The sequence below is a fragment of the Commensalibacter communis genome (genome assembly GCF_947179015.1).
Classification (GTDB): Bacteria; Pseudomonadota; Alphaproteobacteria; order Acetobacterales; family Acetobacteraceae; genus Commensalibacter; species Commensalibacter communis.
The window spans coordinates 722,247-748,987 of the sequence record NZ_CAMXCM010000001.1 but is presented as its reverse complement, the minus strand read 5'-3'; the positions used below and the strand labels follow the sequence as shown (position 1 = coordinate 748,987).

Here is a 26,741-nt window from a genome sequence, read left to right as displayed (position 1 = left end):
ATGAAAATGCACATTAATCAACAAACCGATATTTTGGCTGTGATTGATGTGCAAAATGACTTTTTGCCTGGTGGGGCGCTGGGTGTAAAGGATGGGGATCATATTATTCCTGTCATTAACCACCTGTTAACCCACCGCTTTCAACGTTCTTTTGCCACGCAAGATTGGCATCCCAAAAATCATATTTCTTTTGCTGAAAACCATTTGGGTGCTAAGCCTTATGACGAAATAGAATTGCCTTATGGTCAACAAACTTTATGGCCTGCCCATGCTGTGCAAAATACATTCGGCGCAGAATTATCATCTAAATTACAACAACAATATTTCCAAATGATCCTTCGCAAAGGATGGCATCAGCATATTGATAGCTATTCTGCCTTTTATGAAAATGATCAGATGACTTCAACAGGATTAGTTGGCTGGTTACAAAATATTGGCATTAAACGAATATTCTACACAGGCTTGGCAGAAGATTTCTGTGTTGCCTATTCCGCCCAAGATGCTGTTAAAGCTGGGTTTCAAACTTATATTATTCAAGATGCGACCAAACCTGTTGCGCTTCCTATGAAAAAGTATGAAACAACAGCAAACAAAGCAAGGCATGAATTACAAGAATTAGGTGTAATTTACCTTACCAGCAATGATATTATTGTTTAACTGCAATATTAAAAAATTTTATGATAAACTCTTAAAAAGTAATCTTTTAATTATAATTTTATGGTGAATCGTGGCCAAAAACACTGGTACAGAATACGAAAACTTCGTTAAAATTATACAAGAAACAATCCTGAATTTATCAAATTCAGATCTTAGCCCTACGAAACATATAACTATTGAACGCAACAAAATAATACACGATAAAAATGAAATAGCTAGAGAATTTGACCTATATTGGGAGTTTGAATATGGTAGATATCAATATTGCAGTGTTATAGAGTGTAAAGACTATGCTTCCAAAGTAAGTATTGAGAAAATTGATGCTTTTTTAGGAAAAACTATTGATATTCCAGGCCTTAGATTAATTTATGCCACTAAAACCGGATATCAAAGTGGAGCATTAACAAAAGCTGAAAAACATAATATTGACTTATTAGTTGTTAGAGGAGCTAATGATAAAGATTTTATAACAAAAGATGGTATCCAGTTAATACGTCAGATTATATGCACTATGATTATAAAGCCTATTCAAATAAAATCTATGAATTTTGAACCAGACATCTCTTGGTTCACACTACAACCTCCCTTCATTCAACAAACAATAAAACAAAAATTTAAAAATGGCGCTATAGATAATAACTCTTATATAGTCAATAAAACTAAAAATACTCAACTCTCATTAGAGGAGTTTGCAATCTACGCAAAAGAAAAAATTGTTAATAAGCACTATGAGGATAAACAAGGTGTTTATGGCGAAATATTAGATAATTCATATTTAAAATTTATAGACAGTGATTTAGAAGTAAAGCTTAAAGGATACAATCTAACTTACTGTTGGGATAAACCCACAAAACACAATATTAATATCGATCTGATGCAACAAATACTGGGGATCATTCATAACTATACTACCAACAAAAAACAGATAGTATTTAAAGATGGTAACATTAAAAATTTAGATTAAAACCATGACCTAATTTTAGATCATGGCAACTTACACCTATTTCTTATTAGGCTGAAAACAATATTCCATACTTGGAAATGCCCTAGAGCGCACTTCATCTGCATATTGCTTTGCTGCATCTTGCATCGTTTGCCCAACCTGCGCATAACGTTTTACAAATTTCGGTTTAAACCCTTGAAACACGCCAAAAATATCATCACAAACCAAGACTTGACCATCACAAGCTGGCGAGGCACCAATACCGATCGTAGGAATAGAAAGTTGCTGTGTAATGGTTTCTGCTACGGGTTCAACAACCCCTTCTAATACCACTGCAAACGCCCCAGCATCCGCAATGGCATGACTGTCACGAATAACTTTTTGCACGCCAGCATCATTTTTACCCGCAACCTTAAATCCACCCATCATTTGCACGGCTTGAGGCATTAATCCGACATGTCCGCATACAGGAATATTTCGTTTGGTTAGAAACTCCACCGTTTCAGCCATTTCCTCACCACCCTCCAGCTTTACTGCTGCTGCACCTGTTTCTTGTAAAATACGAGAAGCTGTGCGAAATGCTTGCTCTGGACTTTCTTGATAAGAACCAAAAGGCAAATCCACCATCACGCATGCTTTTTTAGAGCCACGCATTACCGCTTGACCATGCGCGATCATCATTTCCGTTGTAACCGCTAGTGTTGTATCCAATCCATAAATCACCATTCCCAATGAATCACCGACTAGGATCAAATCAACATCATCATCCATCAATTGCGCCACTGGGGTTGTATAAGCGGTCAAAGAAACAATTGGCTCTTTGCCTTTTTTTGCCATAATATTTGGCACACTTAAACGTTTTACAGGTGTATTACTCATCAATAATAACTTTGCTTCTATTAAAATATATAAAATAAAATTTTGTAAAATAGTAATATGTATTTACTATCACTTTAAACATAGTACATCCTTTAAAAGTAGAATGTAAATTATTAATTTTATAAAATATTAAAGGTTCTTTTATGACTGCATCACAAACCGCATTAATTTTAATTGAATATCAACATGATTTTACCTCCGAGAATGGTGCTTTACACGAGGGAGTCAAAGATTGTATGCAACAAACTAATATGTTGGCAAACAGCAAAGCTGCATTGAAAGCAGCCAGGGAAAAAGGAATCCATATTATTCATTCTCCGATCAGTTTTCCTAATTACTATCGTGAAATTAGAAAACCAACTTATGGTGTTTTACAAAAACTTGTTGAAACCAAAGCATTTCGCCAAAATAGTTGGGGCGCACAAATTATTGAAGATGTTAAGCCTTTACAAACAGATATTACTCTTGAAGGCAAACGTGGCCTAGATGCTTTTTATAGCACAAACCTAGATTTTATTTTACGCCAGTTAAATATCCAGTCAGTCGCAATATGTGGTTTTTTAACCAATTGTTGTGTCGAATCAACTGTGCGCACTGCCTACGAAAAAGGCTACGATGTTACGACACTCAGTGACTGTTGTGCAACTTTGAGTATGCAAGAACATAATACAGCATTAGAAAAAGATCTGACATTTTTCTCACACGTGATTAATCACGAAGAATGGATAAAATCAATTAAATAACTTATATTAAGTTTGTTGTGTTTCTCTGTGGTTCAATTGATTGATATGATGGATTAAATACATACAGTTCATTACACAACAAACTTCAAATACATAGTCTACTCGAAGACTGGAAGCGTATATTGTTGGTGACAAACCAATAATAATTGTGTCCAAAATACCTACTGTAAAGATACTCAAAACCATTAATTTTGTATGGTTATTCTTTAATGTTGCAAGTATTAAAACAAGAAGAGATATTATCACCATCATCACAAAAAAATATGAAATGTAGGTCGATACTGAAACCCACTTCTCTGCATTAAGTATATTTGCATTTAAAAAGTTTTTCCCAAATAAAGGAAAACTAAGACCATTCCACTGAACTATGGAAATACTCGTAAATGCAATAACTGTTGCCAAACACATATTACCAACAAGAAATTTGGTTCCATAAACTATATATAACAGAGCCAATAAAAGCATAAATATTATCAGAGGAATATTCCAGTAAAACCCAAATAATTGATGAAGTTTATCAAAGCCAAAGCTTAGCTTTTGTATAAACGAATAATTAAGATAGTCAGGAAACCAACTCCATGTTTCTGCGCGTAACCTTACATAATTCCCAGGTGCTGTGATTGATATAAAAAAATTAATAAGCGCTAAACCATAAATAATAAAATTTTTATAATTTCGAGTTCTTTTCTCACTATAGAAAACAGTAAATACGATCAAAAAGAAGAAAACACCTATTTGCTCGGCATAGGCAAAAAAAAATGTCGTCATACAAACTAAAATAAATTGTATCTTAGATTGTGTTTGATTTAATATGAATGAAATTGCATATGTTGCTAAGGATAAAGGCAGTAAATAAATATAAAAACCTGTGATCCACCATGCCGCATTGGCATTAATAAAAAGTGGTATTGCAAACAATAATATTAAAATTATGAAAGTATAATATAATGTTACTTTTTGGCATACTATCTTGCTAATCGAAGTCGATAATAGCAACAAAGACAAAGGTATTGCCATTCTCCAAAAGATTGGATAATTAATCGTAGACACCATCAGAGCTTCTAAAGGGATGCGTCCTGTCCATATTTTATATCGCTCTACTAGAAAATCAACAATATTCCAATGATCTACAATTGATAGAAAGAAATCATCATCCGTAGCTCGGTCAAGATGCACGCTTATAGAGAGCAAAATTAACAAAAAAACGATTATACTAAAACAAAAAACTTTGAAATATTTATTTACAGACAAATTGTGCAACATAAGATAGATTATTTTCATTTTGAGTAACAATAAAGATTTTTTTTGTTAAGTTTTTTTCATTAATTAATCGTTTAGATGCTTGAAATCCTGAGTTTTTATATAGTTTACCATCACTGAATAGCTTACTTACATCTTGTCGAATAATAAAATTGCTAGAAATAGGCAATAATTTACCATTTTGTATTTCTGCATATATCTTCGTGACGGTATGATCTTGATTTGGAATATATGACCACCCTGAAATATAGACTTTACGTTTATTGATTTCACATACATCTATATTAAAATTCTTTAAAAATTTTCCATGAAGTTGATTTTCAACGGACGCGCCAGAGTTCCATGCAGAGAAAAAGAGCAAAGTGCAGCCAATCGCAACAAGTGTTAAACAGATATAGATTATAGAAATTACTTTTTGATTCATCTATTCACTTATATTCTCAGAAATATTTATAATTATCGAGTTATATATTCGTTAATACATAACCAGCAACTACTATTAACAACATAACCAAGTTAGATTTTTACATAAGGATACGTATGACCCAGAGCTTTCATATAAAAAAGCTACAAAATTAAAACTGGCAAATACCAGACTGAGTGTAATCATTGAAATAATTTTAACCCTAATATTCCATCTCGAGATTTTACAAAGCTTTGAGATAAAAATAATATCAAACCTAAAATACTCAAAAATGTTACAAAAAAATGAAAATGAATGAGTTGCATCTGCTAAGTAAACTAAAAAAGTGATCTAAACAATTAAGACATAGTCAAAAACGAATATAATATCACCGTTTAAAATTCCACATTATTGAAATAACTATTTTATTTGAACATCCTATTTAAAACCCTATCTTGATTTTTTCCGACTAGTACTGCTCTACTCTTTCTACACCTTGAATAACTTTGATATGCTGAGCTAACATTGGAGAGACATTGTATAATTCGGGTAAAATAACTTCTACTTCTTGCTGATTAACGCATTGAGGCACCAACACCACTTTACCTCTACCTTTTTGGGCATTTTCTAGAATACTAGATATTTTCTCAACAGCATTTAAATCTTTCACCCAGATTTTGATTTCTTTGACTAATCCAGTGATGGCCTCTTCCAGATCCTCAACATGTTGTGCTGTAACGCGTAAATTTTCTTCATCCATACGCAAATCAACTGTCACGATGACCATGCGTCCTGTGACAAGTAAATCTCTCGAACGATTGAGCGTTTCAGAGAAAAAAGTTACTTCGCAAGCACCACTTTTATCAGACAGTCCTACCCAAGCCATCTTTGTCCCCTTTTTCGTAGGACGTTCTTTCATATTCAATATACAACCTGCCAATCGAATACGTGTATTGCCAGAACGAGCAAGATGTTCCAAATTAGTCATCGGTTGAATAGCCATCTTTTGCAATAATGCTCTAAATGAATCTAACGGATGTGCCGTCATATGGTATCCAATGGCTTCAGCTTCCATCGTCAGACGCTCAATTTCTGGCCACTCAAATACCGTTGGTAATTTTAGCGGTTCAACCGTCTTGACATCTCCCATCTGAAATAGGCCTATTTGACCACTGGCTTTCTCATCTTTACGAGCATGCGCCCTGCGTAAAATGACTTCAGCAGATGCAAACACCTTATGGCGATTAGGCTCAATGGAATCAAACGCCCCTGCTTTGGCTAAATTCTCCAACTGCCCTTTATTAAGGTTCTGACAATCAATGCGTTCAGCAAAATCAACCAAATCTTTGAAAGGTAGCTTTCCTCTAGCCTCAGCAATCGCTTGCATCGCAGAGAAACCTGCCCGTTTGATCGCTGCCAGAGCATAACGAATAGCATAGGTTCCATCCTCTTGCTTTTCAATCTCAAAATCGGCACCTGATTTATTAATATCGGGCGGTAAAACTGAAATATTAATTCGTTTAGCTTCTTGCCTTAACACTGCCAACTTATCCGTTTTTTCAATGGCTAACGACATACAAGCGGCAAAAAAAGCTACAGGATAATTGGCTTTCATCCATGCTGTTTGATAGGATACTAACGCATAGGCTGCAGCATGGGATTTATTAAAGCCATAATCGGCAAAACGCGCCATCAGATCAAAAACTTCAATCGCTTTCTTCTCATCGACACCATTTTGAATGGCACCCTTGGTAAAAATCTCACGTTGCTGATCCATTTCTGCACGGATTTTCTTACCCATTGCACGACGCAATAAATCAGCGCCACCAAGACTATATTTTGCCATTTTTTGAGCAATCTGCATGACTTGCTCTTGATAAACCATGATGCCATAGGTTTCTTCAAGAATATCACGAATTTGCTCGTGTGGTGGCTCCCACGCTTCCCCATGTTTTCTGCGACAATAATCTGGAATATTGGCCATTGGCCCAGGACGATACAACGCCACTGCCGCAATTAAGTCCTCAATTCGTGTCGGCTGCATTTGACGCAATACGTCGCGCATGCCCGCGCCTTCGAACTGGAACACGCCACCTGATTCACCACGACTTAACATTTCATACGTCAATTTATCATCCAGCGGGATTGATGATAAATCAATATACTGACCCAACTTTTCCAGCATATTCACAGCACGCTGCAAAATTGTCAGCGTTGTTAATCCTAGAAAATCGAACTTTACCAAGCCGACTTGTTCAACAAATTTCATATTATATTGAGTAACCAACATATCACTACGTGGGTCTCGATAGAGTGGCACCAATTCAACTAAAGGACGATCACCAATCACGACGCCTGCGGCGTGGGTACCTGCGTGACGATATAACCCTTCAAGTTGCAAAGCAACTTCCATCAAACGCCTGATGTTTTCATCGCTATCACGCATTTCTTGTAATCGTGGTTCACCATCAATTGCTTGACCCAGCGTTGTTGGTTTAGCAGGGTTATTTGGGATTAATTCAGCAACCTTATTGACCATTCCAAAAGGCAATCCAAGCACCCGTCCAACATCTCGCACGGCAGCTCGAGCCTGTAATTTACCAAATGTGATAATTTGGGCAACCTGATTTAATCCGTACGCATGGCGTACATATTCAATCACTTCATCACGACGATCCTGACAGAAATCAATATCAAAGTCGGGCATTGAAACACGTTCAGGATTTAAGAACCGTTCAAACAATAAATTAAATCGCAAAGGATCCAAATCGGTAATGGTTAACGCCCAAGCCACCAAAGACCCTGCCCCAGATCCACGGCCTGGCCCCACAGGTATATCATTTTCTTTAGCCCATTGGATAAAGTCTGCAACGATTAAGAAATACCCAGGAAATCCCATTTTTTGAATAACAGAGATTTCATATTCTAAACGATCTTGATAAATTTTACGATCATCTTCGGATAGTTCGGGATAAGCTGTTAAGCGATCATTTAATCCTGCTTGCGCCATTTGCTGTAAAGTTTCATCCGCAGTCATTCCTTCTTTGATCTTGCGACTTTGAGGCAGCATTGGCTTGCGCGTTTCAATTTTAACCGCACAGCGCTTGGCAATTTCGATGGTATTTGAACATGCCTCGGGCAAATCTGCAAAAAGCTCACCCATCATTTCAGGTGGTTTAAACCAGTTTTCTGGCGTAACCTTCCACCGATCTTGCATATCCACCGTGCAGCCTTGTGCAATACAGATCAACGCATCATGCGCTTCGTATAAATCTGGTGTTGGAAAAAAACATTCATTCGTCGCCACCAACGGTAAACCATAACGATCTGCAAGCCCTATAATTCCTGGCTCGATAGATTTTTCTTCTGCAATACCAAGACGATTAAGCTCTATCACTAAACGATCTGGAAAAGCCTTTGCAAATTGCTCAATCAGATCAGAAGCATGTTTTTCCTGTCCCTCAGAAAGAAGTTTGAAAATAGGGCCTCTCGTTCCCCCACTAAGCAAAATCAACCCTTCTGAATGTTCACAAATTGTCTCAACAGCAACCGCAGGATCAGAAGGATCTCCTTTTAAGAATCCTTCAGAAGATAAATATTGTAAATTGAGTAATCCTGTTTCATTTTGAGCCAATAAAACAATCGGCCAACTGCGCGCATATTCTGTATTTTCGCCAATGGCAGGAATACCAATTTGTGATCCAATAATAGGCTGAATTCCACCATCAACGCAATATTTTGAAAACTCCAAAGCTCCAAATAAATTCCCTGTATCGGTAATAGCAATCGCTGGCATATTCATTTTCTTTGCCAACTCTACCATTTTCGGCACTCGAATAGCCCCTTGGCTAAGGGAATATGCTGAGTGATTACGTAAGTGAATAAAAGGAGCCAAAGCCATTATGATACCTTAATTTCAACTAGAGTGTAAAAGGAACAATCTTTCCTTCATGCAATGTCATCACACGATCCATTTTAGAGGCAAGGTCATTATTATGGGTAACAATCAAAGCAGCCAGCCCTTCTTGTCGCACCGCTTGTAACAACAAACCAAAGACATGATCCGAAGTTTTCTCATCCAAATTGCCTGTTGGCTCATCTGCTAATAATATATGAGGAGAATTTGCTAAGGCTCTGGCGATTGCCACACGTTGTTTTTCACCGCCTGAGAGTTTCCCAGGTTGATGGTGAACACGATGCCCTAGATCGAATTTCTCCAACCATTCTTTTGCTTTTTTGGACGCTAATGATTTTGACTTTTTATCAATCATCTGAGGCATCATAACATTCTCAACAGCTGTAAATTCTGGCAATAAATGATGAAACTGATACACAAAACCAATAGAACGTAATCGCAATACCGTGCGGTCTTTTTCGCTTAACTTGGCAGTATTTTGCCCATTAACAAAAATTTCGCCTTTAGTCGGCTTTTCCAATAACCCTGCCACGTGCAATAAAGTCGATTTTCCCGTGCCAGACGGCGCAACCAAAGCTACAATTTCACCTGAGTTCAAAGTAAAATCAGCACCTTTTAACACTTGTAATTGCTCGTCCCCACTTTTATAGGAAACGTGAACATCTTTAAGCTCTAATACAGCTTGAATGATATTATTCATTGCGCAATCCTTCGACTGGATCGGTACGAGCGGCTTTCCAAGACGGATATAAAGTTGCCAGCAGCGATAAAGCCAACGCCATGATAACAATTTGGATCACATCCGCCCAATCCAATTTAGCTGGTAAATGCTCTAAATAATATACTTCAGGATTAAATAAATTCGTGCCAGTCAATTTTTGCAATCCTTGACGGATATGCTCAATGTTTTGACAAAATAAAATCCCAATAGCGGTTCCTGCAATAGTTCCTGTTACCCCAACAGAAGCACCACACATTAAAAATATCCGCATAATGGCACCACGCGAAGCACCCATCGTTCTTAGAATGGCGATATCTCTAGTTTTATCTTTGACCATCATAATCAATGACGAAATGACGTTAAATGCAGCAACCAAAATAATGAGTGTTAATATTAAAAACATCACGTTTTGCTCAACTTGAACCGCACCAAAAAAGGCGTTATTACTTTGTGTCCAATCTAAGAAACGCAAATTTTCATCACGAAATTCTGACATCAAAGATTGAGTCGTTTTTTGAACCTTGGCTGGATCAGTCGTGGAAATTTGTATTCCAGTAACGCCATTTTTGATTTGAAAGAATTTTTGTGCTGCTGAGATTGGTAAAAAGACATAGCTGGAATTATATTCATGCATGCCTGAATCAAAAATACCAACAACTGTATAGGCTTTAATTCGAGGAATATTTCCCATCACGGTTGCTGGCCCTTGCGGTGAGATTAAAGTGACTTTGGAACCAATCCCAAGACCCGCGCGATCCGCTAATGTCTTACCAATGACAATAGCGTCATCACCTTTAAACCGCTCAAACGCATCAGAGGTTAAGCTTTTGCTGACAACCGTTAGCTTTTTTAACCCTTCGGCACTCATCCCCCTTACCATGCCACCAGAATTATAGTTCCCAGCACTTAATAAAACCTGACCCTCAGTGAAAGGAATGGCGGTTTTTACACCAGGCATTTTTTCCATACGCAAAGCCAAGCGATCATAATCGGTAATGGGTTGAGGGCCATTATAAGACACTTGTCCATAAACACTCAGATCCCCGTTCAACCCAAGAATACGGCCCAATAAATCATCTTTAAAGCCATTCATCACGGCCATAACGACAATTAAGGTTCCTACTCCCAAAGCTATTCCAATTAAGGAAAAAATCGCAATAACTGAAACAAAACGCTCGCCTTTACGTGCTCGTAAATAACGTTTTGCAACCATTCTTTCAAAAGAGCCAAACATATCTACTAATCCTGATGAGAGGCCATATATTCTATAATCTGATCAACAGGAACCTCAGCCCGCATTCCTGTTTTTCTGCGTTTAATCTCGACAATATTTTGTGCAACCCCACGTGGACCAACAATAATTTGCCAAGGATGTCCCATTAAATCAGCATCAGCAAATTTTGCACCAGCCCGTTCATCACGATCATCGTATAGGAAATTTTCTGGATCAGTTTTATATAAAGACTCACAAACATCTTTACAGGCCTGATCTTTCATCCCAAGATTAATAATGACAGCTTTGAACGGTGCAACAGCATCTGGCCAAATAATCCCGTTTTCGTCATGAGACGATTCGATAATCGCTGCGACTAAACGTGAAACGCCAATTCCATAAGAGCCCATATGAGGATAAATTTTCTTGCTATCTGAACCTGTTACAGAAACGTCCATTGATTCCGTATATTTTGTGCCAAAGTAGAAAATTTGACCAACTTCAATCCCACGCCCTTCACATTTTCTCTCTACTGGCACTTTATCCCATTCGACTTCATCATGCTTTTCATCTGTTGCAGCGTAAAAACTGGTCATCCGTTTGAAAAAAGAAGCCAAAGAATCTTTATCTGCAATATCTACTGGCATTTCTAGCCAATTTTGATCTGCAAACGCAGAATCGAAGAAAATGCCACTTTCCCCTGTAGGAGCTAAAATGATAAATTCATGGCTTAAATCGCCACCAATCGGGCCAGTATCCGCCAACATTGGAATGGCTTTCACCCCAATACGTTGAAAAGTCCGCAAGTAGGCCAACATCATTTTATGATAGGTTACGACCGCACTGTCGTAATCGACATCAAAACTGTAGCCATCTTTCATGTAAAATTCACGTCCACGCATCACTCCAAAACGAGGACGAATTTCGTCTCTGAATTTCCACTGGATTTGATATAATAAAGCAGGCAATCCTTTATAAGACGTGACAAACTGATCAAAGATATCCGTGATCATTTCTTCATTTGTCGGTCCGTATAATAAATCACGTTTATGACGATCGACAATACGCAACATTTCTGGCCCATATGCATCATAACGTCCAGAGCGTTTCCAAAGATCAGCTGATTGCAAAGTTGGCATTAATACTTCTTGGGCATTAATTGCTTCTTGTTCTTCACGAACGATGTCAGCAATTTTATTTAATACACGTAAGCCAGCAGGCAGCCATGCATAAATACCAGAAGACATTTGACGAACCATTCCTGTTCGAAGCATAAAACGATGTGAGACAATTTGTGCCTCAGCTGGAACTTCTTTTAATGTTGGAAGAAAACTTGAAGATAAACGCATAAACTAATAAATCCTAAAATAGGCCTATGAAGGATGAATCCGAAAATAAAAAATCTCATCATTATAATGAGATTCTTTACTAAAATTAAAGACGTAATAAATGAATATCAACCATTGGTTTCTTTTTGAGCCTGCGTCCAAGAATACGACGTAGTATCATCTTAGCATTATCCACCAATTCTTCATCATTCAAACGTACCTTGTGAGGAAGACGTTCTAATAATTCTCCGAATTCATCAATCACATCATCAAATTCTTCGTCATGTTGATCAAACAACCCAGGTGCACTGATATTTGGATCGCTTAACAAATCCCCATTCATATTTACTGCAAAACTGGCAACAACAACACCATTATATAACATACGACGGCGTGCCGATAATACGTCTCCGTCCACAGATAATAATCGATTACCATCAATCACTAACCGTCCACAAGGTACCCCAGCAACAATTTGTGGTTTTCCTGGACCAAGGCGTAAAATATCACCGTCTTCAAGTAAAATAGGTTCTGCATTATATTCTTTGGCAACATTGGCTTGTGCGTTCAAATGAATCCATTCACCATGCACAGGAATGCCGTAAGTTGGTTGAACTAATTTATAAAGCTCGCACACCTCTTCATAACATGCATGCCCAGAAGCATGAACGAAATGATCTCTTGAGGTGATCACTCTGGCACCGCGTCGGGCTAAATTATCCTGAACACGCATAATCGCTAACTCGTTTCCTGGGATAGTACGGCTACTGTAAATCACCGTATCGCCATTACCAAAGGAAATATGTTGATGCACATCCAAAGAAATACGGGTCAACGCGGAACGTTCTTCACCCTGACTGCCTGTTACAATGAAAACAACGTGATCCAAATCAACATCGTTCATATTTTGTTCAGTGAAAAAGGGAGGAATATCAGCTAGATATCCATTTTCTCTGGCTGCGATTTCAAGGTTTTTCAAAGAACGACCAATAATTACAACAGGACGATTGGCCTGTTTTGCAGCATAAGCAATACTCTCTACACGTGACACATTACTTGCAAAACAAGTTACCGCAACACGGCCTTTGATACTGGCAATCAACTCAACTAAACTACGACGAACTTGCATTTCGGATTCAGGTGCGCGTTTTACAATAACATTGGTACTATCACATACCATTGCCAACACGCCCTCACGACCCAATTCTGCAAATTTTTCTAAATTAGTTATATTCCCAATCACAGGCTCTGGATCAAGTTTCCAATCCCCAGTATGTAACACATTTCCATATGGGGTGCGAATAAATACACTCTGTGCTTCTGGAATAGAGTGCGTCACAGGGATAAATTCCAGATCAAATTCGCCAATATTGAAACGATCACTCATATTGATAAGATGAATAGTGACGTCTTCCAACATTCCTGCTTCACGCAATTTACGTCTTAAAATCGAAGCCGCAAATTTCGTGGCATAAACAGGACATTCTAAATCTTGCCACAAATAGGTTACCGCACCAATATGATCTTCATGTGCATGCGTAATGACTAAGGCTAGTAGATCTTCCTTATGACGAGCAATAAATTCTGGATCTGGAACCAAAATATCAGCCTCTGGCATATCATTGCCACTAAAGCCAATTCCACAATCAATTGCCAACCATTTTCCATTTAACCGATATAGATTAAAATTCATACCGATCTCACCCGTTCCCCCAAGTGGAAGAAAGGCAAAATCGTTCATTTGTTCATTCATATTCGTCCTTTTCTTTTATATTTTATTAATCTTTTTGTTTCCTGATGAATTTCGATTTGCAAGGATCCTAAGTCCTTCCAGAGTTAACTCTGCATTAATTTCTTTAAATATAGGGGTTCCTTCGGCCAATAACCGTGCCAAACCCCCTGTCCCAACAACAGTCATCTCTGAGACAGAATATTCTTTTCTAATTCGTTCAATAATACCTTCAATAAGCCCGATATATCCCCAATAAATACCTGACTTCATCGCCCCAATTGTTTCTTTTCCTATCACAGATTGAGGTCTTCCAAAACCAATTCTTGGCAATCTTGCTGCCGCACTATGAAGTGCTTCTAATGACAGGGTTAGTCCTGGCGAAATAACCCCGCCACAATAATTTCCGTCTTTATCAACAATATCAAACGTTGTGGCTGTTCCCAGATCCACCACAACCAACGGACCACCATATAACTGATGTGCTGCTAATCCATTTAACAAACGATCAACACCCACTTCTTGTGGATTATCCGTTTGAATCTCAAATCCCCAATCCAAGCCTGCCGAAGCAACAATCGGATCAACAAAAAACCATTTACGACATAGTGTCAACAGTTGATACAAAACAGGTGGAACAACAGTCCCAATGATAGCACGCGTAATCTTATGAACAGGAATATTTTGTTTTTCCATTAATACAAGTAAAGTTGCAGCATATTCATCAGAGGTTCGATTAGCTGTCGTTGCGACACGCCACGTTCCCAACCAATCCTGACCATCATGAACGGCAAATACAATATTCGTATTTCCAACATCAATTACTAAAAGCACGTCTATTCATTCCTACTTTCATACAAACAAAACAATTCACCTGCTGATAAATGTTTTAAACTTGTTTCTGTTTGTAATAACAAAAACCCTTTTTCATCTATTCCCTTATATATACCAATATATTTTTCATTGCCACTTGTCACTGTTAAAGATCTACCCAAAGGCAACCCTTTTTGTAACCAAGATTCACGAATAAATTGTTCTTGACCTTGATCCAAACGCGATATCCAATAAGATAAATATTGCCTTATCTTGTCAGCAATAAGCAATGGACTGGGCAGTTCGTCACTGACAAAATCTCTCAAGCAACCAAGTTCTCGCCCTTCAACCATCGGTGCTGAACAAATATTTAATCCAATTCCGATAACAAACCATTCTAATACATTTGGATATTCGACATGACTTTCAATAAGAATACCAGCGATTTTTTTGTTTTGAAAAAGTAAATCATTTGGCCACTTGATATATAAATCTGAATAGGTACCACAAAGCTCAGTTACAGCATCAAATAGTGCCAACGAGGAAATAAAAGGCACCCAACCTATCTTTTCTACAGAAAACGACGGCCAATACAAAAAAGATAATGCCAGATTCCCAGTCGGCTCAACCCATTCACGCCCGCGACTTCCTCGTGGAGCAGTCTGGGAATCTGTCAAAACAGCCAGATTAATTTTCTCTTTTAATCTGGCTTGTTCAATACAATAATCATTCGTCGATGGCAAGGTTGGATAATGCTCTACCTGCCAGGTAATTTTATTATCCACCTTAACCTACATCATTAATGAAATAAAGATTGTGCTGCGATTTGCCCCATTTGTATCATTGGAGATAAAAAGAGCATAAATACGAGCGTTAATGTTCCCATACTAAATGTAACGAATGATAAAGATAAAGATCGTTGATCTAATGCCTCTACAGCCTTATCAAAGAACATAATCTTTACAATACGCAGATAGAAAAATGCACCAACAGCACTGGCCAAAAGACCAATAATCGTCAAACTATATAGATCAGCACCAAGGGCAGCTTTGAACACTAAGAACTTACCAAAAAACCCAGCCAAAGGCGGCACACCAGCCATACTAAACATAAAGATGGCCATCGCTGTTGCAATTCCAGGATCTGTTTTTCCCAATCCGGCAAGATCATTGATATTTTCAACAACATGTCCTTTTCTAGACATCGCAGCAATCACAGCAAAAGTGCCGACGTTCATAAACAAATAAGTTGTTAAATAAATTAATGTCCCCATTACACCATCAGGCGTTGCTGCTGCCAAACCAACCAAGGCAAATCCCATATGTGAAATAGAAGAATATGCCATCATTCGTTTAATATTTGTCTGAGCAATTGCCCCAACACTACCAATAATAATTGATAAAATAGCGATCACTTCGATTAATAACTGCCATTGTGGTGACAAATGACCAAAGGGTCCAATCATTAAGCGTAAAAATAACGCGAAAGCTGCAAATTTAGGTGCGGTTGATAAGAATGTCGTCACTGGTGTTGGTGCGCCTTGATACACATCAGGTGTCCACATATGAAATGGTACCGCAGAGATCTTGAAGCATAAACCAACCAAAACAAACACTAAACCAACAGCAAAACCTGCTGATAAAGCATGATTTGAAGCAATGATTTGATGAATAGTTGAATAACCCATTCCGCCAGAAAATCCATAGATCATGGAAATTCCATATAAAAGAATACCAGAAGCAACGGAACCTAGTACAAAATACTTAACCCCAGATTCTGCCGAGAATACATTTTTACGATCAATTGCACATAGAATGTATAGAGCTAAAGATGATAACTCTAGCCCCATATACAAGGTCATCAAATCATTTGATGACACCATCACCATTGCACCAACCGTTGAAAATACAATTAATGCAATATATTCAAAACAATTCGTATCATTCTTCCCATTAAAATCAATAGATAAAATAATACTTAAAAATCCAGCAATAATAATCAAAATCTTCATATAACGTGAAAATTCATCGTTGATGAATAATCCATTATAACCCACGCCATTTGAAACCGTAAGCGTTAAAAAACCCACTGCAACGAAGGCAGCAATAGAAAGGATTGCGCAAGGAAAGAAAGCATTACCTTTCTTTTGAATCGCGCCCCATAAGAGAATAATAAGACCACTGATTGATAAAGCAATCTCTGGAATAGCAAGTGTCCAATTCATCGGATTAATCCTGACTTTCTAAAATCAATGATAGATCAGGAAAGTGGCAAGAACCACCACCAACCCAATTGCCATGGTAAACGCATAAAAAGCAAAAGATCCATTTTGTATCCAAGAAATCCCTTTTGCTGAACGATCTGTAATCCGTGCAACAGCAACAGGCATTCCTTCTACAATTTCTTGATCTCCCACTTTCCACAATATTTTGGATAACGCAATATATGGGCGAACAAAAATAAAATCATATAATTTGTCAAAATACCATGCATTTAATAAGAATTGATAAATTCCCTTTAATCCAGAAGCCATAATAACAGGTATTCTAGGAGCTGCAATATAACATATAAACGCAACAATAATCCCTAATATACCAAGAGCCAAGGGAGCTTTTGCAATTAGATAAGGTGCATGGTGCATCAAGGTCATAATATGATTTGTTGGCGCATTAAAAATAGAATCATTCCAAAAAGCCAATTGGTATTTTCCAATATAATATGGCGCTAAAGTAAATCCACCAATTGTGGCCCCTGTTGCCAAAACACACATAGGCAAAGTCATTACAAAAGAAGATTCGTGCGCATGGTCATATATTTTTTGATCTCTTGGCTTACCATGAAATACCAAAAATAGTATACGCCAGCTATAAAACGCCGTTAAGAATGCAGTAATCGCTGTCATAATCCAAGCATAATAACCAACGGTACTCCCTGACATCCAAGCAGCTTCTAAGATAGCATCTTTAGACCAATATCCTGCAAAAGGGAAAATCCCACCTAATGCTAAACAACCGATCCACATTAACAAGCAAGTCGCAGGTAATTTCTTTGATAAACCACCCATTTTGAACATATTTTGCTCGTCATGTAATGCATGAATAACAGAACCTGCACCAAGGAACAGTAACGCTTTAAAAAAAGCATGTGTTGTCAAATGGAACATTGCAACTTGATACGCGCCAACACCAACAGCCACGAACATATACCCTAATTGAGAACAAGTGGAATATGCAATTGACTTTTTGATATCAGGTTGAGCCAGTGCCACCGTTCCAGCAAAGAATGCCGTCGTTGCACCCATAATAACAATGAACATTTTAACATGTGGTGCAAATTCAACTAATGGTGACATACGTGCCATTAAGAAGATACCCGCTGTAACCATGGTTGCAGCATGAATTAATGCAGATACAGGTGTTGGGCCTTCCATCGCGTCAGGTAACCAAACATGTAAGAATAATTGAGCCGATTTGCCCATTGCCCCAATAAATAGTAATAATGCAATAAATTCATAAGCTTGAAAACCGTAACTAAACAAATGATATTGTGTATTCGCCAGTTCAGGAATTTTATGAAAAATATCATCATAAAATACAGAACCAGATAGTATAAATAATACGCAAATACCAATAAGAAAGAACAAATCAGCAATACGGTTTACGACAAATGCTTTAATCGCTGCTGCAACAGCTGAAGGACGTGTATACCAATATCCAATCAATAAATAACTGGATAAACCAACAGCTTCCCAACCAAAGAATAATTCAATTAAATTATCTGAGGTAATCAACATTAACATACTAAACGTAAATAATGATAAATATGCAAAGAAACGATAAGTTGGCATGGTTTCATGAGACATGTAACCAATGCTGTAAATATGCACGAGCAAAGACACACTTGTAACCATGGTTAACATGGATACTGAAAGCATATCCATTCTTAGATACCAGCTGACGTTAAAACTACCAGCATGGATCCAATCAAATAATGGTACTATCGTACTGCTAATACCAGAATGCAACATGTTTCCCAATACACACCATGAGAACACAACTGCAATCAACATTCCTAAAATAGCAATAAATTTAGCAAAATTATCGCCAAGAACTCTACCTAATAAACCTGCAATTAAAAATCCACCCAAAGGGGCAAAGACAGATATTGCAAACAACGACGATGTTATCGGTGCCATTTTCTTGTTACCCTTTCATCATCGTTGCATCTTGAACTTCGACAGAATGACGATTTCGATAGTAAACCATCACAATTGCCAAACCAATTGCAGACTCAGCTGCAGCGACGGTTAAAGTAAACATAACCAAAACTTGACCCGTCAAATTTTCTAAAGCTGAAGAAAAAGCAATTAAATTAAGATTAGCAGACAAAAGCATTAATTCAATTGACATCAAAATAACAATTAAATTCTTTCTACTTGCAAAAATGCCAAACAAACCAATTGTAAACAAAAGCCCACTTACAATTAAATAAGGAGCAAGCCCTACAGTATTCAAAATATTCATTTTGATTGCTCCCGTTCTTGTCTTTTTTCTGTGATATCCATCTTATCTCCAGGCTTTGGTCCGAATGAATCCTCTTGAGCAATGCCATAGTAAGTTTCTTTTGGTCTTAAATAGCCGCCCAAATCATCAACTCCTTTATTCAATTCGACTGAACGCATTTCCAATGTCTGATTAGGTTCACGCATATGTTGACGAGCAACAACCTGTCTACGGTTAGTTGGACGCTTACGCAGGGTCAAAACAATGGCGCCAATCATCGCAACCAATAAAACTAAACCAGCCATCTGGAACAAGAAAATATAATTTGTATAAATTAATGAACCTAAAGCCTTGGTATTCGACATGTTTTGCAATAAAGGTTGACGTGCAGCCTCCGCAACATTTGGGTCTATATGCCAGTTAATTGCAACAATAATTAACTCTACAACTAACACAATAGCGATACAAAAACCAACAGGCAAATAATGTTGCATTCCCTCCTTAAGCTGAACCAGATTGGTTTGCATGGTCATGACAATGAAAAGGAACAAAATCATCACTGCACCAGCGTAAATCGCAATCAGTAAGATCGCCAAAAATTCAGCACCAGCAATCAGAAATAATCCTGAGGCGTTACAAAACGCTAGAACCAAAAACAGAGCAGCATGAACAGAATTGCGAGAAATAACAACCATCACGGCTGATAACAGCAAAATCACTGCAAAAATATAAAAAAGAATAATTGGCATCATGCCCCAGATCCTTTGTGTAGGGGCACAAGGCCTATTTGTAATAAAAACATGTTATCCATCATTGTTATTAATTCCCACCTACCGATAAGGGGCATCCTGTTCCAACCGAAGTGCCAAAGCACTTTCCCATTGATCGCCATTGGATAATAATTTTTGTTTATTATACATCAACTCTTCTCTGGTTTCGGTTGCAAACTCGTAATTTGGTCCTTGAACAATCGCATCCACAGGACAGGCTTCTTGACATAAACCACAATAAATACATTTGGTCATATCAATGTCATATCGCGTAGTTCTTCTTGAACCGTCATTTCTTGACTCTGATTCAATTGTAATTGCTTCGGCAGGACATGTCGCTTCACAAAGTTTACAAGCAATACAACGTTCTTCACCATTTGCATAACGACGTAACGCATGCTCTCCACGAAAGCGAGGAGACAATGGGCTTTTTTCGTAAGGATAATTAATCGTTGCTTTTGGTTTAAAAAAGTAACGTAATGTGATCCCTAAGCCAGTCAGCAACTCCGACAACAAAAAGGATCGCGCGGTTCTATCGATAAACCCCATTTTAAGCTGCTCCTCCATAAATACCAATGCCCGTAGCCATCATAAATCCTGCAGTCAACACAACCCAAGCTAATGTAAATGGCAAGAATACTTTCCAACCTAGGCGCATTAATTGATCATAACGATATCTTGGGAAAGCACTTCTGACCCAAATAAAGCAGAACAAGCAGATCAAAATCTTAATAATTAACCAGAAAGGTCCTGGGATCCATGTAAATGGAACATAATCAAGTGGAGGTAACCAACCACCTAAAAATAAAATACTGATAATGGCTGACATTAAAATCATATTCCCATATTCAGCCAAGAAAAATAAACCAAATGCCATGGATGAATATTCTGCAAAGAATCCTGCAACCAATTCACTTTCACCAACAGCAAAATCAAATGGTGGTCGGTTTGTTTCTGCTAAACAAGAAATAAAGAAAATGATGAACATAGGAAACATTGGTAAAAAGAACCAAACATGACGTTGTGCCAACACAATGTCATTCAAATTGGCACTACCAACCAATAATAACACAGAAGCAATCACCAGCCCCATTGCTAATTCATAAGAAATCATCTGAGCAGCAGCACGCATCGCACCAAGCAATGCATATTTTGAGTTTGATCCCCAACCTGCAAGCAATGTTGCATAAATGCTAACTGAAGAAATAGCTAGTAGATATAAAATACCAATATTTAAATTCGCAACTGCCCAACCGTCATTCGCTGGAATAACAGCCCAAGCAAGCATAGAAAGCGAAAATCCAAGAATAGGCGCAATGAAGAAAAGAACTCTATTTGCTTTTGCAGGAATAATGGTTTCTTTGAAAATCATTTTCACGGCATCAGCAAATGGTTGCAATAACCCAAAAGGCCCAACCACGTTCGGCCCTTTACGCAGCATAATTGCAGCCAATACTTTACGTTCGATCCAAGTCAGATAAGCAACCCCAATCAGTAAGGGAACTAAGACAGCAAGGACTTTTAAAACAATCAGAATAATCGATCCAACCATCGTATGTAAAAAGAAATGTTCCACGTCGATTACTCCGCTGCCTCAGCCGAAGGTGCATATCGCAACTTCGAACATTCGTTCATTGTCAAACTTGCCCGACTGATAGAATTCGTTAAGAAATAGTCTGAGATAACAGCTGTAAGTGGTTGTTTTTCAAAGTTTCCCTGCGCACCATCACCAACAGAAACAGCCACAGAATTTTTAACCAATCCGCATTGTGCGAAAACTGGATTCACCTCTGTCATATATTGCCGCAATGTTTCTAAATTTTGATAAGGTTGTTCAACAGCTAAAGCTTGACCAATTGAGCAAATCACTGACCATTCTTCTTTTGCTTCGCCTGGAGGACAAATTGCACGGAAACTACGTTGGACACGCCCTTCTGTATTTACATAAGTGCCTGATTTTTCTGTATAGGTAGCACCTGGTAAAATCACATCTGCACGAGATGCTGCTCTTTCTCCATGATGCCCTTGATAAATAACAAAACATTCAGGGCTTAGTGTAGAAATGTCCACTTCATCAGCACCCAACATCCACAATACATCAACACCACCATTTATCATAGCAGCAACATCTTTACCTTGTCCTTGAGGGATAAAGCCTAAATCAAGACCTGCAACGCGAGATGCTGCATGGTGTAAGATATTAAATCCATTCCAATCTTCAGAAACTGCACCAATTGCATTTGCCAATGCCATCGTTTTTTCGAAAATGACCTTGGAATCAGGGCGGATCAACGCACCATGCCCTAAAATAATCATTGGACGTTTTGCATTTTTCAAAATGTCTACAAACGCATGATTGCCAGCTAATAGTTCGTTAATTAGCTCTGGGCTTTCACCTAGATGATCTATTTTATAAGTTGGATCATCAGGAAGCTCTCCAATATAAGCGATTGGGAATTGTTCTGTTAGAGATAACCAACGTTTACGAATACGCGCATTTAATACAGGCGCTTCTTGCCTTGGAAATGAACCAATTACTAATAAAGCATCCGCATCTTCTATCCCTGCAATTGAGCTATTAAACACGTAATTGCCGCGTTCAGAGATATCATAATACGCATTGTCTTGACGACAATCTGTATTTGCAGATCCTAATCCATTTACCAAATGTTTTAATGCCAACATACTTTCAGCATCACACAAATCACCGGCAATGGCACCAATACGATCTGCTGCAACTGTTTTTAATTTATCCGCAACATATTGGATGGTCTCAGTCCAGGAAGCTTCAACAAGTTTCCCATTCTTTTTGATCCATGGACGATCAAGGCGACGGCGCTTAAGACCGTCTAAAGAAAAACGTCCTTTGTCAGAAAGCCACTCCTCGTTCACATCGTCATTTTTGCGGGGCAACACACGCATAACTTCATTACCACGTATTTGCAACATGATATTTGTGCCAACTGCATCAACGACATCAATAGAATCTGTATTTTTTAATTCCCACGAACGATAGTGGAACGCTGTTGGTTTAGATGTTAACGCACCAACTGGACATACATCAATCAAGTTGCCAGAAAGCTCTGATACTAAACTTTGTTCAATAAAAGGGGTAATTTCTAAACTAGTACCACGATAAATACCGCCTAGTTCAGCCGTCCCAGCAATTTCATTGGTAAAGCGAATACAACGTGTACATTGAATACAACGTGTCATCACGGTGCGGATCAATGGACCCATATATTTATCAACTACAGCACGCTTTTCATCAGTATAACGTGAACAATCCCGTCCATATCCAACTGCTTGATCCTGCAAATCACACTCACCACCCTGATCGCAAATTGGACAATCCAAAGGATGGTTTATTAACAAAAGCTCCATCGTGCTTCGTCGTGCTGTTCGGATCGTTTCAGAATCTGTTGTGACATGCATCCCTTCCATAACAGGATGAGAACAAGAAGAAACTAACGGTTTGCGAGCGCCCGTAATCTCCACCATACACATTCTGCAATTACCCGCAACGGATAGCTTATCATGATAACAAAAACGAGGAATCTCCTTCCCTGCAGCTTCACAAGCTTGCAATACAGAAGAACCATTTGGTACTTCTACAGGAATACCATCTACGATTACTTTTGCCATATCCCTTACCTAAAAGCTCCCTATTGCCGCATCACCTGGAACCTGGATTTGTGAGGCCCCACCACGTGATTTTTTATAATCCATAATCCGTTGTTCCATTACAGGGCGAAAATTACGAATTAATGCTTGAACAGGCCAAGCAACTGACATTCCCATTGCACAAATTGTTGTGTTTTCAATGTTTTTGGTAACATCCATCAACATATCAATTTCTTCAATTTCTGCACGCCCTTCGGTCATGCGTTGCATAACTTTCAGAACCCAGATTGAACCTTCACGACATGGTGTACATTGTCCACAACTTTCATGCTTATAAAATTTTGAAAGCAATGTTACTGCACGAATAATGTCCGTTGATTTATCCATCACCACCATACATGCAGTCCCTAAACCAGAGCCAGCATCTCGTAAACCATCAAAGTCGAATAGAGTAGATTCACAGGTTTCTTTGTTTAACATTGGCATTGAAGTACCACCTGGAATAACTGCTAATAAATTATCCCATCCACCACGAACACCACCACCATGCTTTTCAATAACATCTTTGATTGGTAGACCCAAAGCCTCTTCAAAAACACAAGGCGTGTTTACATGACCAGAAATAGCCATTAATTTCGGTCCGGTATTATTTGGACGACCAATTCCTGCAAACCAGGCAGATCCACGGCGCAAAATTGTTGGTGTTACAGAAATACTTTCGACGTTATTAATGGTTGTTGGACAGCCGTATAATCCTTTACCTGCAGGAAAAGGTGGTTTAAGGCGAGGTTGCCCTTTTTTGCCCTCCAAACTTTCAAGCTGAGCCGTTTCTTCACCACAAATATAAGCTCCTGCACCACGGTGAATATAAAAGTCAAAGTCCCAACCACTGCCACAGGCATTCTTTCCGATCAAACCTGCTTCATAAGCCTCATCAATCGCAACCTGCAACCGATTTGCTTCATTATAATATTCACCACGAATATAAATATACGCAGTGTGAGCCCCAATTGCAAAAGAAGCCAATAAAGCACCTTCAACAATTTTATGGGGTTCATGCCGCATGACTTCACGATCTTTACACGTGCCTGGTTCAGACTCATCACCATTAATAACAAGATAATGGGGTAGTGGACCTTCATTTTTAGGCATAAAAGACCACTTTAACCCAGTAGAGAACCCTGCACCACCACGACCACGTAAACCAGAATCAATAACAGTTTTAATAACTGTTTCACGTCCCAAAGCAAGTATATCTTTTGTATTATCCCAATCACCTCGGCGGCGTGCGCCTGCCAATTTCCAATCATCTTGGCCATGTAAATTAAGATAAATACGATCCTTATCACTTAACATCTTTGGCCTCTGTATTTTGTGAAAATTTCTTACCTATGGGTGCAGAGTTAAAACGATCAATCATTGAACCATGTGCAGGCTTGTTCCCTTGTCGCAATAGGTCAATTAATTTAGTCGTGCTCTCTGCCGTCATATCTTCATAATAATCATGATCAACCTGCAAAATTGGCGCATTCGCACACGCACCTAAACATTCAACCTCGGAAAGTGTAAACATACCATCATCACTGGTTTGCCCAAATTCCTTAATCCCAGTTGCATTTTTACAAGCCGTAACAATGTCATCTGAACCTCGCAACCAACAAGGCGTTGTTCCACAAACTTGCAGATGATACTGACCAATAGGTTCCAAATTGAACATTGTATAAAATGTTGCAACTTCGAAAACACGCACAGGTGAGATTTCTAAGCGTTTTGCAACGACAGACATCGCAACCTTTGGAACCCATGCACTTTTGGTTTCACGATTCATCTGATTTTGAACCACGTATAATAACGAAATAACAGCACTAGCTTTTCGTGCAGCTGGATATTTTGCTAGTATTTTTTCAATTTGCTGTTCGCTTTCCTGATCGAAAGTAAATTCAGCAGGTTGTATATTCATAGATTTCTCTGACATAACGCCCTATCTATCCACTTCACCAAAAACCAAATCCATAGAGCCAATAATCGCCACCATATCAGCCAACATATGACGATGCGACAACTCACCCAATGCTTGCAAATGAGAGAAACCAGTTGGGCGTATTTTACAACGATATGGTTTTGTTCCACCATCCGCAACCAAATAAACTCCAAATTCCCCTTTGGGACTTTCTACTGCTGTGTATGTTGTCCCAGCAGGAACATGGAACCCGCCACTATAAAGTTTAAAATGATTAATTAAAGCTTCCATAGAATGCTTCATATCTTTACGCTTTGGTGGTGAAATCTTTTCGTTTTCAACCTTAATTGCGCCAGGTTGCATTTTATTTAAACATTGTTCAATGATTTTTGCACTTTCACGCATCTCGATAATTCTGATTAAATACCGATCATAAGAATCACCTTGGCGGGCAACTGGAACTTGGAATTCAACCTTATTATAATTATCATAAGGTTGAGAACGACGCAAATCCCATGGCACACCAGACGCACGCAAACAGGGACCTGAAAAGCCCCAAGATAATGCTTCCTCAGTTGTGCAAACGCCAATACCAACCGTTCTTTGTTTCCAAATACGATTATTGGTTAAAAGACCCTCTATGTCGTCAACAATCTTTGGAAAATGTTGAACCCATTTACCGATTTTATCTTCCATACCAGCTGGCAAATCTTTTGCCACACCGCCATGACGGAAGTAATTAGCATGAAAGCGTGCACCAGATACGCCTTCATAAAATTCCATTAATCTTTCGCGCTCTTCATAAGCCCATAATGCTGGTGTCATCGCACCACAATCCAAGCCCATCGCCGTTACGTTCAACAGGTGATTCAAAATACGGGTAATTTCTGCAAATAAAACGCGTATCCATTTTGCCCTATCAGGCACATCAACACGCAATAACTTTTCAGTTGCAAGAACATAAGCATGCTCTTCACTCATTGGTGAAGCATAGTCTAGACGATCAAAATAAGGCAAACCTTTATGATACGCTTTATGCTCAAGTAATTTTTCCGTTCCACGATGTAACAAACCGATATGCGGTGTTGCACGCTTGATAACTTCCCCTTCTAATTCCATCACAACACGTAGTACACCATGTGCAGATGGATGTTGAGGGCCAAAATTCAACGTATGAGAATCACCAGATAAAACTTGAGAAATATTTTGCTTTACTTGAGCATTTAATTCCTCTGTTTTGGTTGCCAATTCTTTTTTTAAAACTTCACTACTCATCAAAT

At 38.4% G+C, this 26,741-nt stretch carries 23 protein-coding genes; 3 read left to right on the top strand and 20 right to left on the bottom strand.

The genetic code is table 11. The features are described 5' to 3' along the window. Both pncA and PQG54_RS03530 read left to right on the top strand, forming a co-directional pair. Entirely contained in the window at positions 1 to 657 is a 657-nt protein-coding gene (gene pncA, locus PQG54_RS03535; RefSeq protein ID WP_271788853.1) for a bifunctional nicotinamidase/pyrazinamidase, read from the top strand. A 70-nt stretch (positions 658 to 727) separates the two neighbouring features. After that, entirely contained in the window at positions 728 to 1,621 is an 894-nt protein-coding gene (locus tag PQG54_RS03530; RefSeq protein WP_271788854.1) for a hypothetical protein, read from the top strand. Between the two features lie 36 nt (positions 1,622 to 1,657). On the opposite strand, the gene panB is transcribed toward PQG54_RS03530, so the two are convergent. Next, positions 1,658 to 2,479, bottom strand: a complete 822-nt coding sequence (gene panB, locus PQG54_RS03525; RefSeq protein WP_271788855.1) for a 3-methyl-2-oxobutanoate hydroxymethyltransferase — start codon at positions 2,477 to 2,479, stop codon at positions 1,658 to 1,660. 143 nt (positions 2,480 to 2,622) lie between these two features. On the opposite strand from panB, the gene PQG54_RS03520 reads away from it, so the two are divergent. After that, complete coding sequence (locus PQG54_RS03520; protein ID WP_271788856.1) at positions 2,623 to 3,222, top strand: cysteine hydrolase; 600 nt, start codon at positions 2,623 to 2,625, stop codon at positions 3,220 to 3,222. A gap of 6 nt (positions 3,223 to 3,228) precedes the next feature. On the opposite strand, the gene PQG54_RS03515 is transcribed toward PQG54_RS03520, so the two are convergent. The 19 genes from PQG54_RS03515 to PQG54_RS03425 form a co-directional block, all read right to left on the bottom strand. Beyond that, positions 3,229 to 4,473, bottom strand: coding sequence for a hypothetical protein (locus tag PQG54_RS03515; protein WP_271788857.1), 1,245 nt, complete (start codon positions 4,471 to 4,473; stop codon positions 3,229 to 3,231). Then, positions 4,460 to 4,906 (bottom strand): hypothetical protein, encoded by a 447-nt coding sequence (locus tag PQG54_RS03510; RefSeq protein WP_271788858.1) that lies wholly within the window; start codon positions 4,904 to 4,906, stop codon positions 4,460 to 4,462. The genes PQG54_RS03515 and PQG54_RS03510 overlap by 14 nt, the downstream gene beginning before the upstream one ends. Positions 4,907 to 5,354: 448 nt before the next feature. Beyond that, a complete protein-coding gene (dnaE, locus tag PQG54_RS03505) occupies positions 5,355 to 8,786 on the bottom strand; it encodes a DNA polymerase III subunit alpha (protein ID WP_271788859.1) in 3,432 nt (1,143 codons plus the stop codon). A 19-nt stretch (positions 8,787 to 8,805) separates the two neighbouring features. After that, positions 8,806 to 9,501 (bottom strand): ABC transporter ATP-binding protein, encoded by a 696-nt coding sequence (locus PQG54_RS03500; RefSeq protein ID WP_271788860.1) that lies wholly within the window; start codon positions 9,499 to 9,501, stop codon positions 8,806 to 8,808. Further along, positions 9,494 to 10,756, bottom strand: a complete 1,263-nt coding sequence (locus PQG54_RS03495; RefSeq protein ID WP_271788861.1) for a lipoprotein-releasing ABC transporter permease subunit — start codon at positions 10,754 to 10,756, stop codon at positions 9,494 to 9,496. The genes PQG54_RS03500 and PQG54_RS03495 overlap by 8 nt, the downstream gene beginning before the upstream one ends. Before the next feature lie 5 nt (positions 10,757 to 10,761). After that, the gene (proS, locus tag PQG54_RS03490; protein ID WP_271788862.1) at positions 10,762 to 12,084 is read right to left on the bottom strand and encodes a proline--tRNA ligase; all 1,323 of its coding nucleotides are present in this window, start codon (positions 12,082 to 12,084) and stop codon (positions 10,762 to 10,764) included. A gap of 85 nt (positions 12,085 to 12,169) precedes the next feature. Next, positions 12,170 to 13,816: a ribonuclease J gene (locus PQG54_RS03485; protein WP_271788863.1), complete on the bottom strand. Its 1,647-nt coding sequence runs from the start codon at positions 13,814 to 13,816 to the stop codon at positions 12,170 to 12,172. A gap of 15 nt (positions 13,817 to 13,831) precedes the next feature. Continuing rightward, a complete protein-coding gene (locus PQG54_RS03480; protein WP_271788864.1) occupies positions 13,832 to 14,626 on the bottom strand; it encodes a type III pantothenate kinase in 795 nt (264 codons plus the stop codon). A 2-nt stretch (positions 14,627 to 14,628) separates the two neighbouring features. Next, positions 14,629 to 15,390, bottom strand: coding sequence for a biotin--[acetyl-CoA-carboxylase] ligase (locus tag PQG54_RS03475; protein ID WP_271788865.1), 762 nt, complete (start codon positions 15,388 to 15,390; stop codon positions 14,629 to 14,631). Between the two features lie 14 nt (positions 15,391 to 15,404). Beyond that, positions 15,405 to 16,829 (bottom strand): NADH-quinone oxidoreductase subunit NuoN, encoded by a 1,425-nt coding sequence (gene nuoN / locus PQG54_RS03470; RefSeq protein WP_271788866.1) that lies wholly within the window; start codon positions 16,827 to 16,829, stop codon positions 15,405 to 15,407. A 24-nt stretch (positions 16,830 to 16,853) separates the two neighbouring features. Further along, entirely contained in the window at positions 16,854 to 18,800 is a 1,947-nt protein-coding gene (gene nuoL, locus PQG54_RS03465; protein WP_271788867.1) for an NADH-quinone oxidoreductase subunit L, read from the bottom strand. Between the two features lie 7 nt (positions 18,801 to 18,807). Next, complete coding sequence (gene nuoK / locus PQG54_RS03460; protein WP_271788868.1) at positions 18,808 to 19,128, bottom strand: NADH-quinone oxidoreductase subunit NuoK; 321 nt, start codon at positions 19,126 to 19,128, stop codon at positions 18,808 to 18,810. Next, positions 19,125 to 19,859, bottom strand: a complete 735-nt coding sequence (locus PQG54_RS03455) for an NADH-quinone oxidoreductase subunit J (protein ID WP_271788869.1) — start codon at positions 19,857 to 19,859, stop codon at positions 19,125 to 19,127. Before PQG54_RS03455 ends, nuoK begins: the two co-directional genes overlap by 4 nt. A gap of 78 nt (positions 19,860 to 19,937) precedes the next feature. Then, positions 19,938 to 20,426 carry an NADH-quinone oxidoreductase subunit NuoI gene (nuoI, locus tag PQG54_RS03450; protein ID WP_271788870.1) on the bottom strand — a complete coding sequence of 163 codons (489 nt, stop codon included), beginning with the start codon at positions 20,424 to 20,426 and terminating at the stop codon, positions 19,938 to 19,940. A 1-nt stretch (position 20,427) separates the two neighbouring features. Then, entirely contained in the window at positions 20,428 to 21,453 is a 1,026-nt protein-coding gene (gene nuoH, locus PQG54_RS03445; RefSeq protein ID WP_271788871.1) for an NADH-quinone oxidoreductase subunit NuoH, read from the bottom strand. 5 nt (positions 21,454 to 21,458) lie between these two features. Further along, on the bottom strand, positions 21,459 to 23,522 hold the full coding sequence (nuoG, locus tag PQG54_RS03440; protein WP_271788872.1) for an NADH-quinone oxidoreductase subunit NuoG: 2,064 nt from the start codon (positions 23,520 to 23,522) through the stop codon (positions 21,459 to 21,461). A 9-nt stretch (positions 23,523 to 23,531) separates the two neighbouring features. Then, positions 23,532 to 24,857 (bottom strand): NADH-quinone oxidoreductase subunit NuoF, encoded by a 1,326-nt coding sequence (gene nuoF, locus PQG54_RS03435; RefSeq protein WP_271788873.1) that lies wholly within the window; start codon positions 24,855 to 24,857, stop codon positions 23,532 to 23,534. Beyond that, positions 24,847 to 25,476: a complex I 24 kDa subunit family protein gene (locus tag PQG54_RS03430; RefSeq protein ID WP_271788874.1), complete on the bottom strand. Its 630-nt coding sequence runs from the start codon at positions 25,474 to 25,476 to the stop codon at positions 24,847 to 24,849. Before PQG54_RS03430 ends, nuoF begins: the two co-directional genes overlap by 11 nt. 6 nt (positions 25,477 to 25,482) lie before the next feature. Next, positions 25,483 to 26,736, bottom strand: a complete 1,254-nt coding sequence (locus PQG54_RS03425) for an NADH-quinone oxidoreductase subunit D (protein ID WP_271788875.1) — start codon at positions 26,734 to 26,736, stop codon at positions 25,483 to 25,485. Between the last annotated feature and the right edge of the window lie 5 nt (positions 26,737 to 26,741).

Excerpts from the sequence above, each read along its gene's own strand:
- pncA (WP_271788853.1), top strand. The coding sequence starts at position 1 with ATGAAAATGCACATTAATCAACAAACCGATATTTTGGCTGTGATTGAT.
- panB (WP_271788855.1), bottom strand. The coding sequence starts at position 2,479 with ATGAGTAATACACCTGTAAAACGTTTAAGTGTGCCAAATATTATGGCA.
- PQG54_RS03520 (WP_271788856.1), top strand. The coding sequence starts at position 2,623 with ATGACTGCATCACAAACCGCATTAATTTTAATTGAATATCAACATGAT.
- PQG54_RS03510 (WP_271788858.1), bottom strand. The coding sequence starts at position 4,906 with ATGAATCAAAAAGTAATTTCTATAATCTATATCTGTTTAACACTTGTT.
- dnaE (WP_271788859.1), bottom strand. The coding sequence starts at position 8,786 with ATGGCTTTGGCTCCTTTTATTCACTTACGTAATCACTCAGCATATTCC.
- PQG54_RS03500 (WP_271788860.1), bottom strand. The coding sequence starts at position 9,501 with ATGAATAATATCATTCAAGCTGTATTAGAGCTTAAAGATGTTCACGTT.
- PQG54_RS03495 (WP_271788861.1), bottom strand. The coding sequence starts at position 10,756 with ATGTTTGGCTCTTTTGAAAGAATGGTTGCAAAACGTTATTTACGAGCA.
- proS (WP_271788862.1), bottom strand. The coding sequence starts at position 12,084 with ATGCGTTTATCTTCAAGTTTTCTTCCAACATTAAAAGAAGTTCCAGCT.
- PQG54_RS03485 (WP_271788863.1), bottom strand. The coding sequence starts at position 13,816 with ATGAATGAACAAATGAACGATTTTGCCTTTCTTCCACTTGGGGGAACG.
- nuoN (WP_271788866.1), bottom strand. The coding sequence starts at position 16,829 with ATGAATTGGACACTTGCTATTCCAGAGATTGCTTTATCAATCAGTGGT.
- nuoL (WP_271788867.1), bottom strand. The coding sequence starts at position 18,800 with ATGGCACCGATAACATCGTCGTTGTTTGCAATATCTGTCTTTGCCCCT.
- nuoK (WP_271788868.1), bottom strand. The coding sequence starts at position 19,128 with ATGAATATTTTGAATACTGTAGGGCTTGCTCCTTATTTAATTGTAAGT.
- PQG54_RS03455 (WP_271788869.1), bottom strand. The coding sequence starts at position 19,859 with ATGATGCCAATTATTCTTTTTTATATTTTTGCAGTGATTTTGCTGTTA.
- nuoI (WP_271788870.1), bottom strand. The coding sequence starts at position 20,426 with ATGGGGTTTATCGATAGAACCGCGCGATCCTTTTTGTTGTCGGAGTTG.
- nuoG (WP_271788872.1), bottom strand. The coding sequence starts at position 23,522 with ATGGCAAAAGTAATCGTAGATGGTATTCCTGTAGAAGTACCAAATGGT.
- nuoF (WP_271788873.1), bottom strand. The coding sequence starts at position 24,857 with ATGTTAAGTGATAAGGATCGTATTTATCTTAATTTACATGGCCAAGAT.
- PQG54_RS03430 (WP_271788874.1), bottom strand. The coding sequence starts at position 25,476 with ATGTCAGAGAAATCTATGAATATACAACCTGCTGAATTTACTTTCGAT.
- PQG54_RS03425 (WP_271788875.1), bottom strand. The coding sequence starts at position 26,736 with ATGAGTAGTGAAGTTTTAAAAAAAGAATTGGCAACCAAAACAGAGGAA.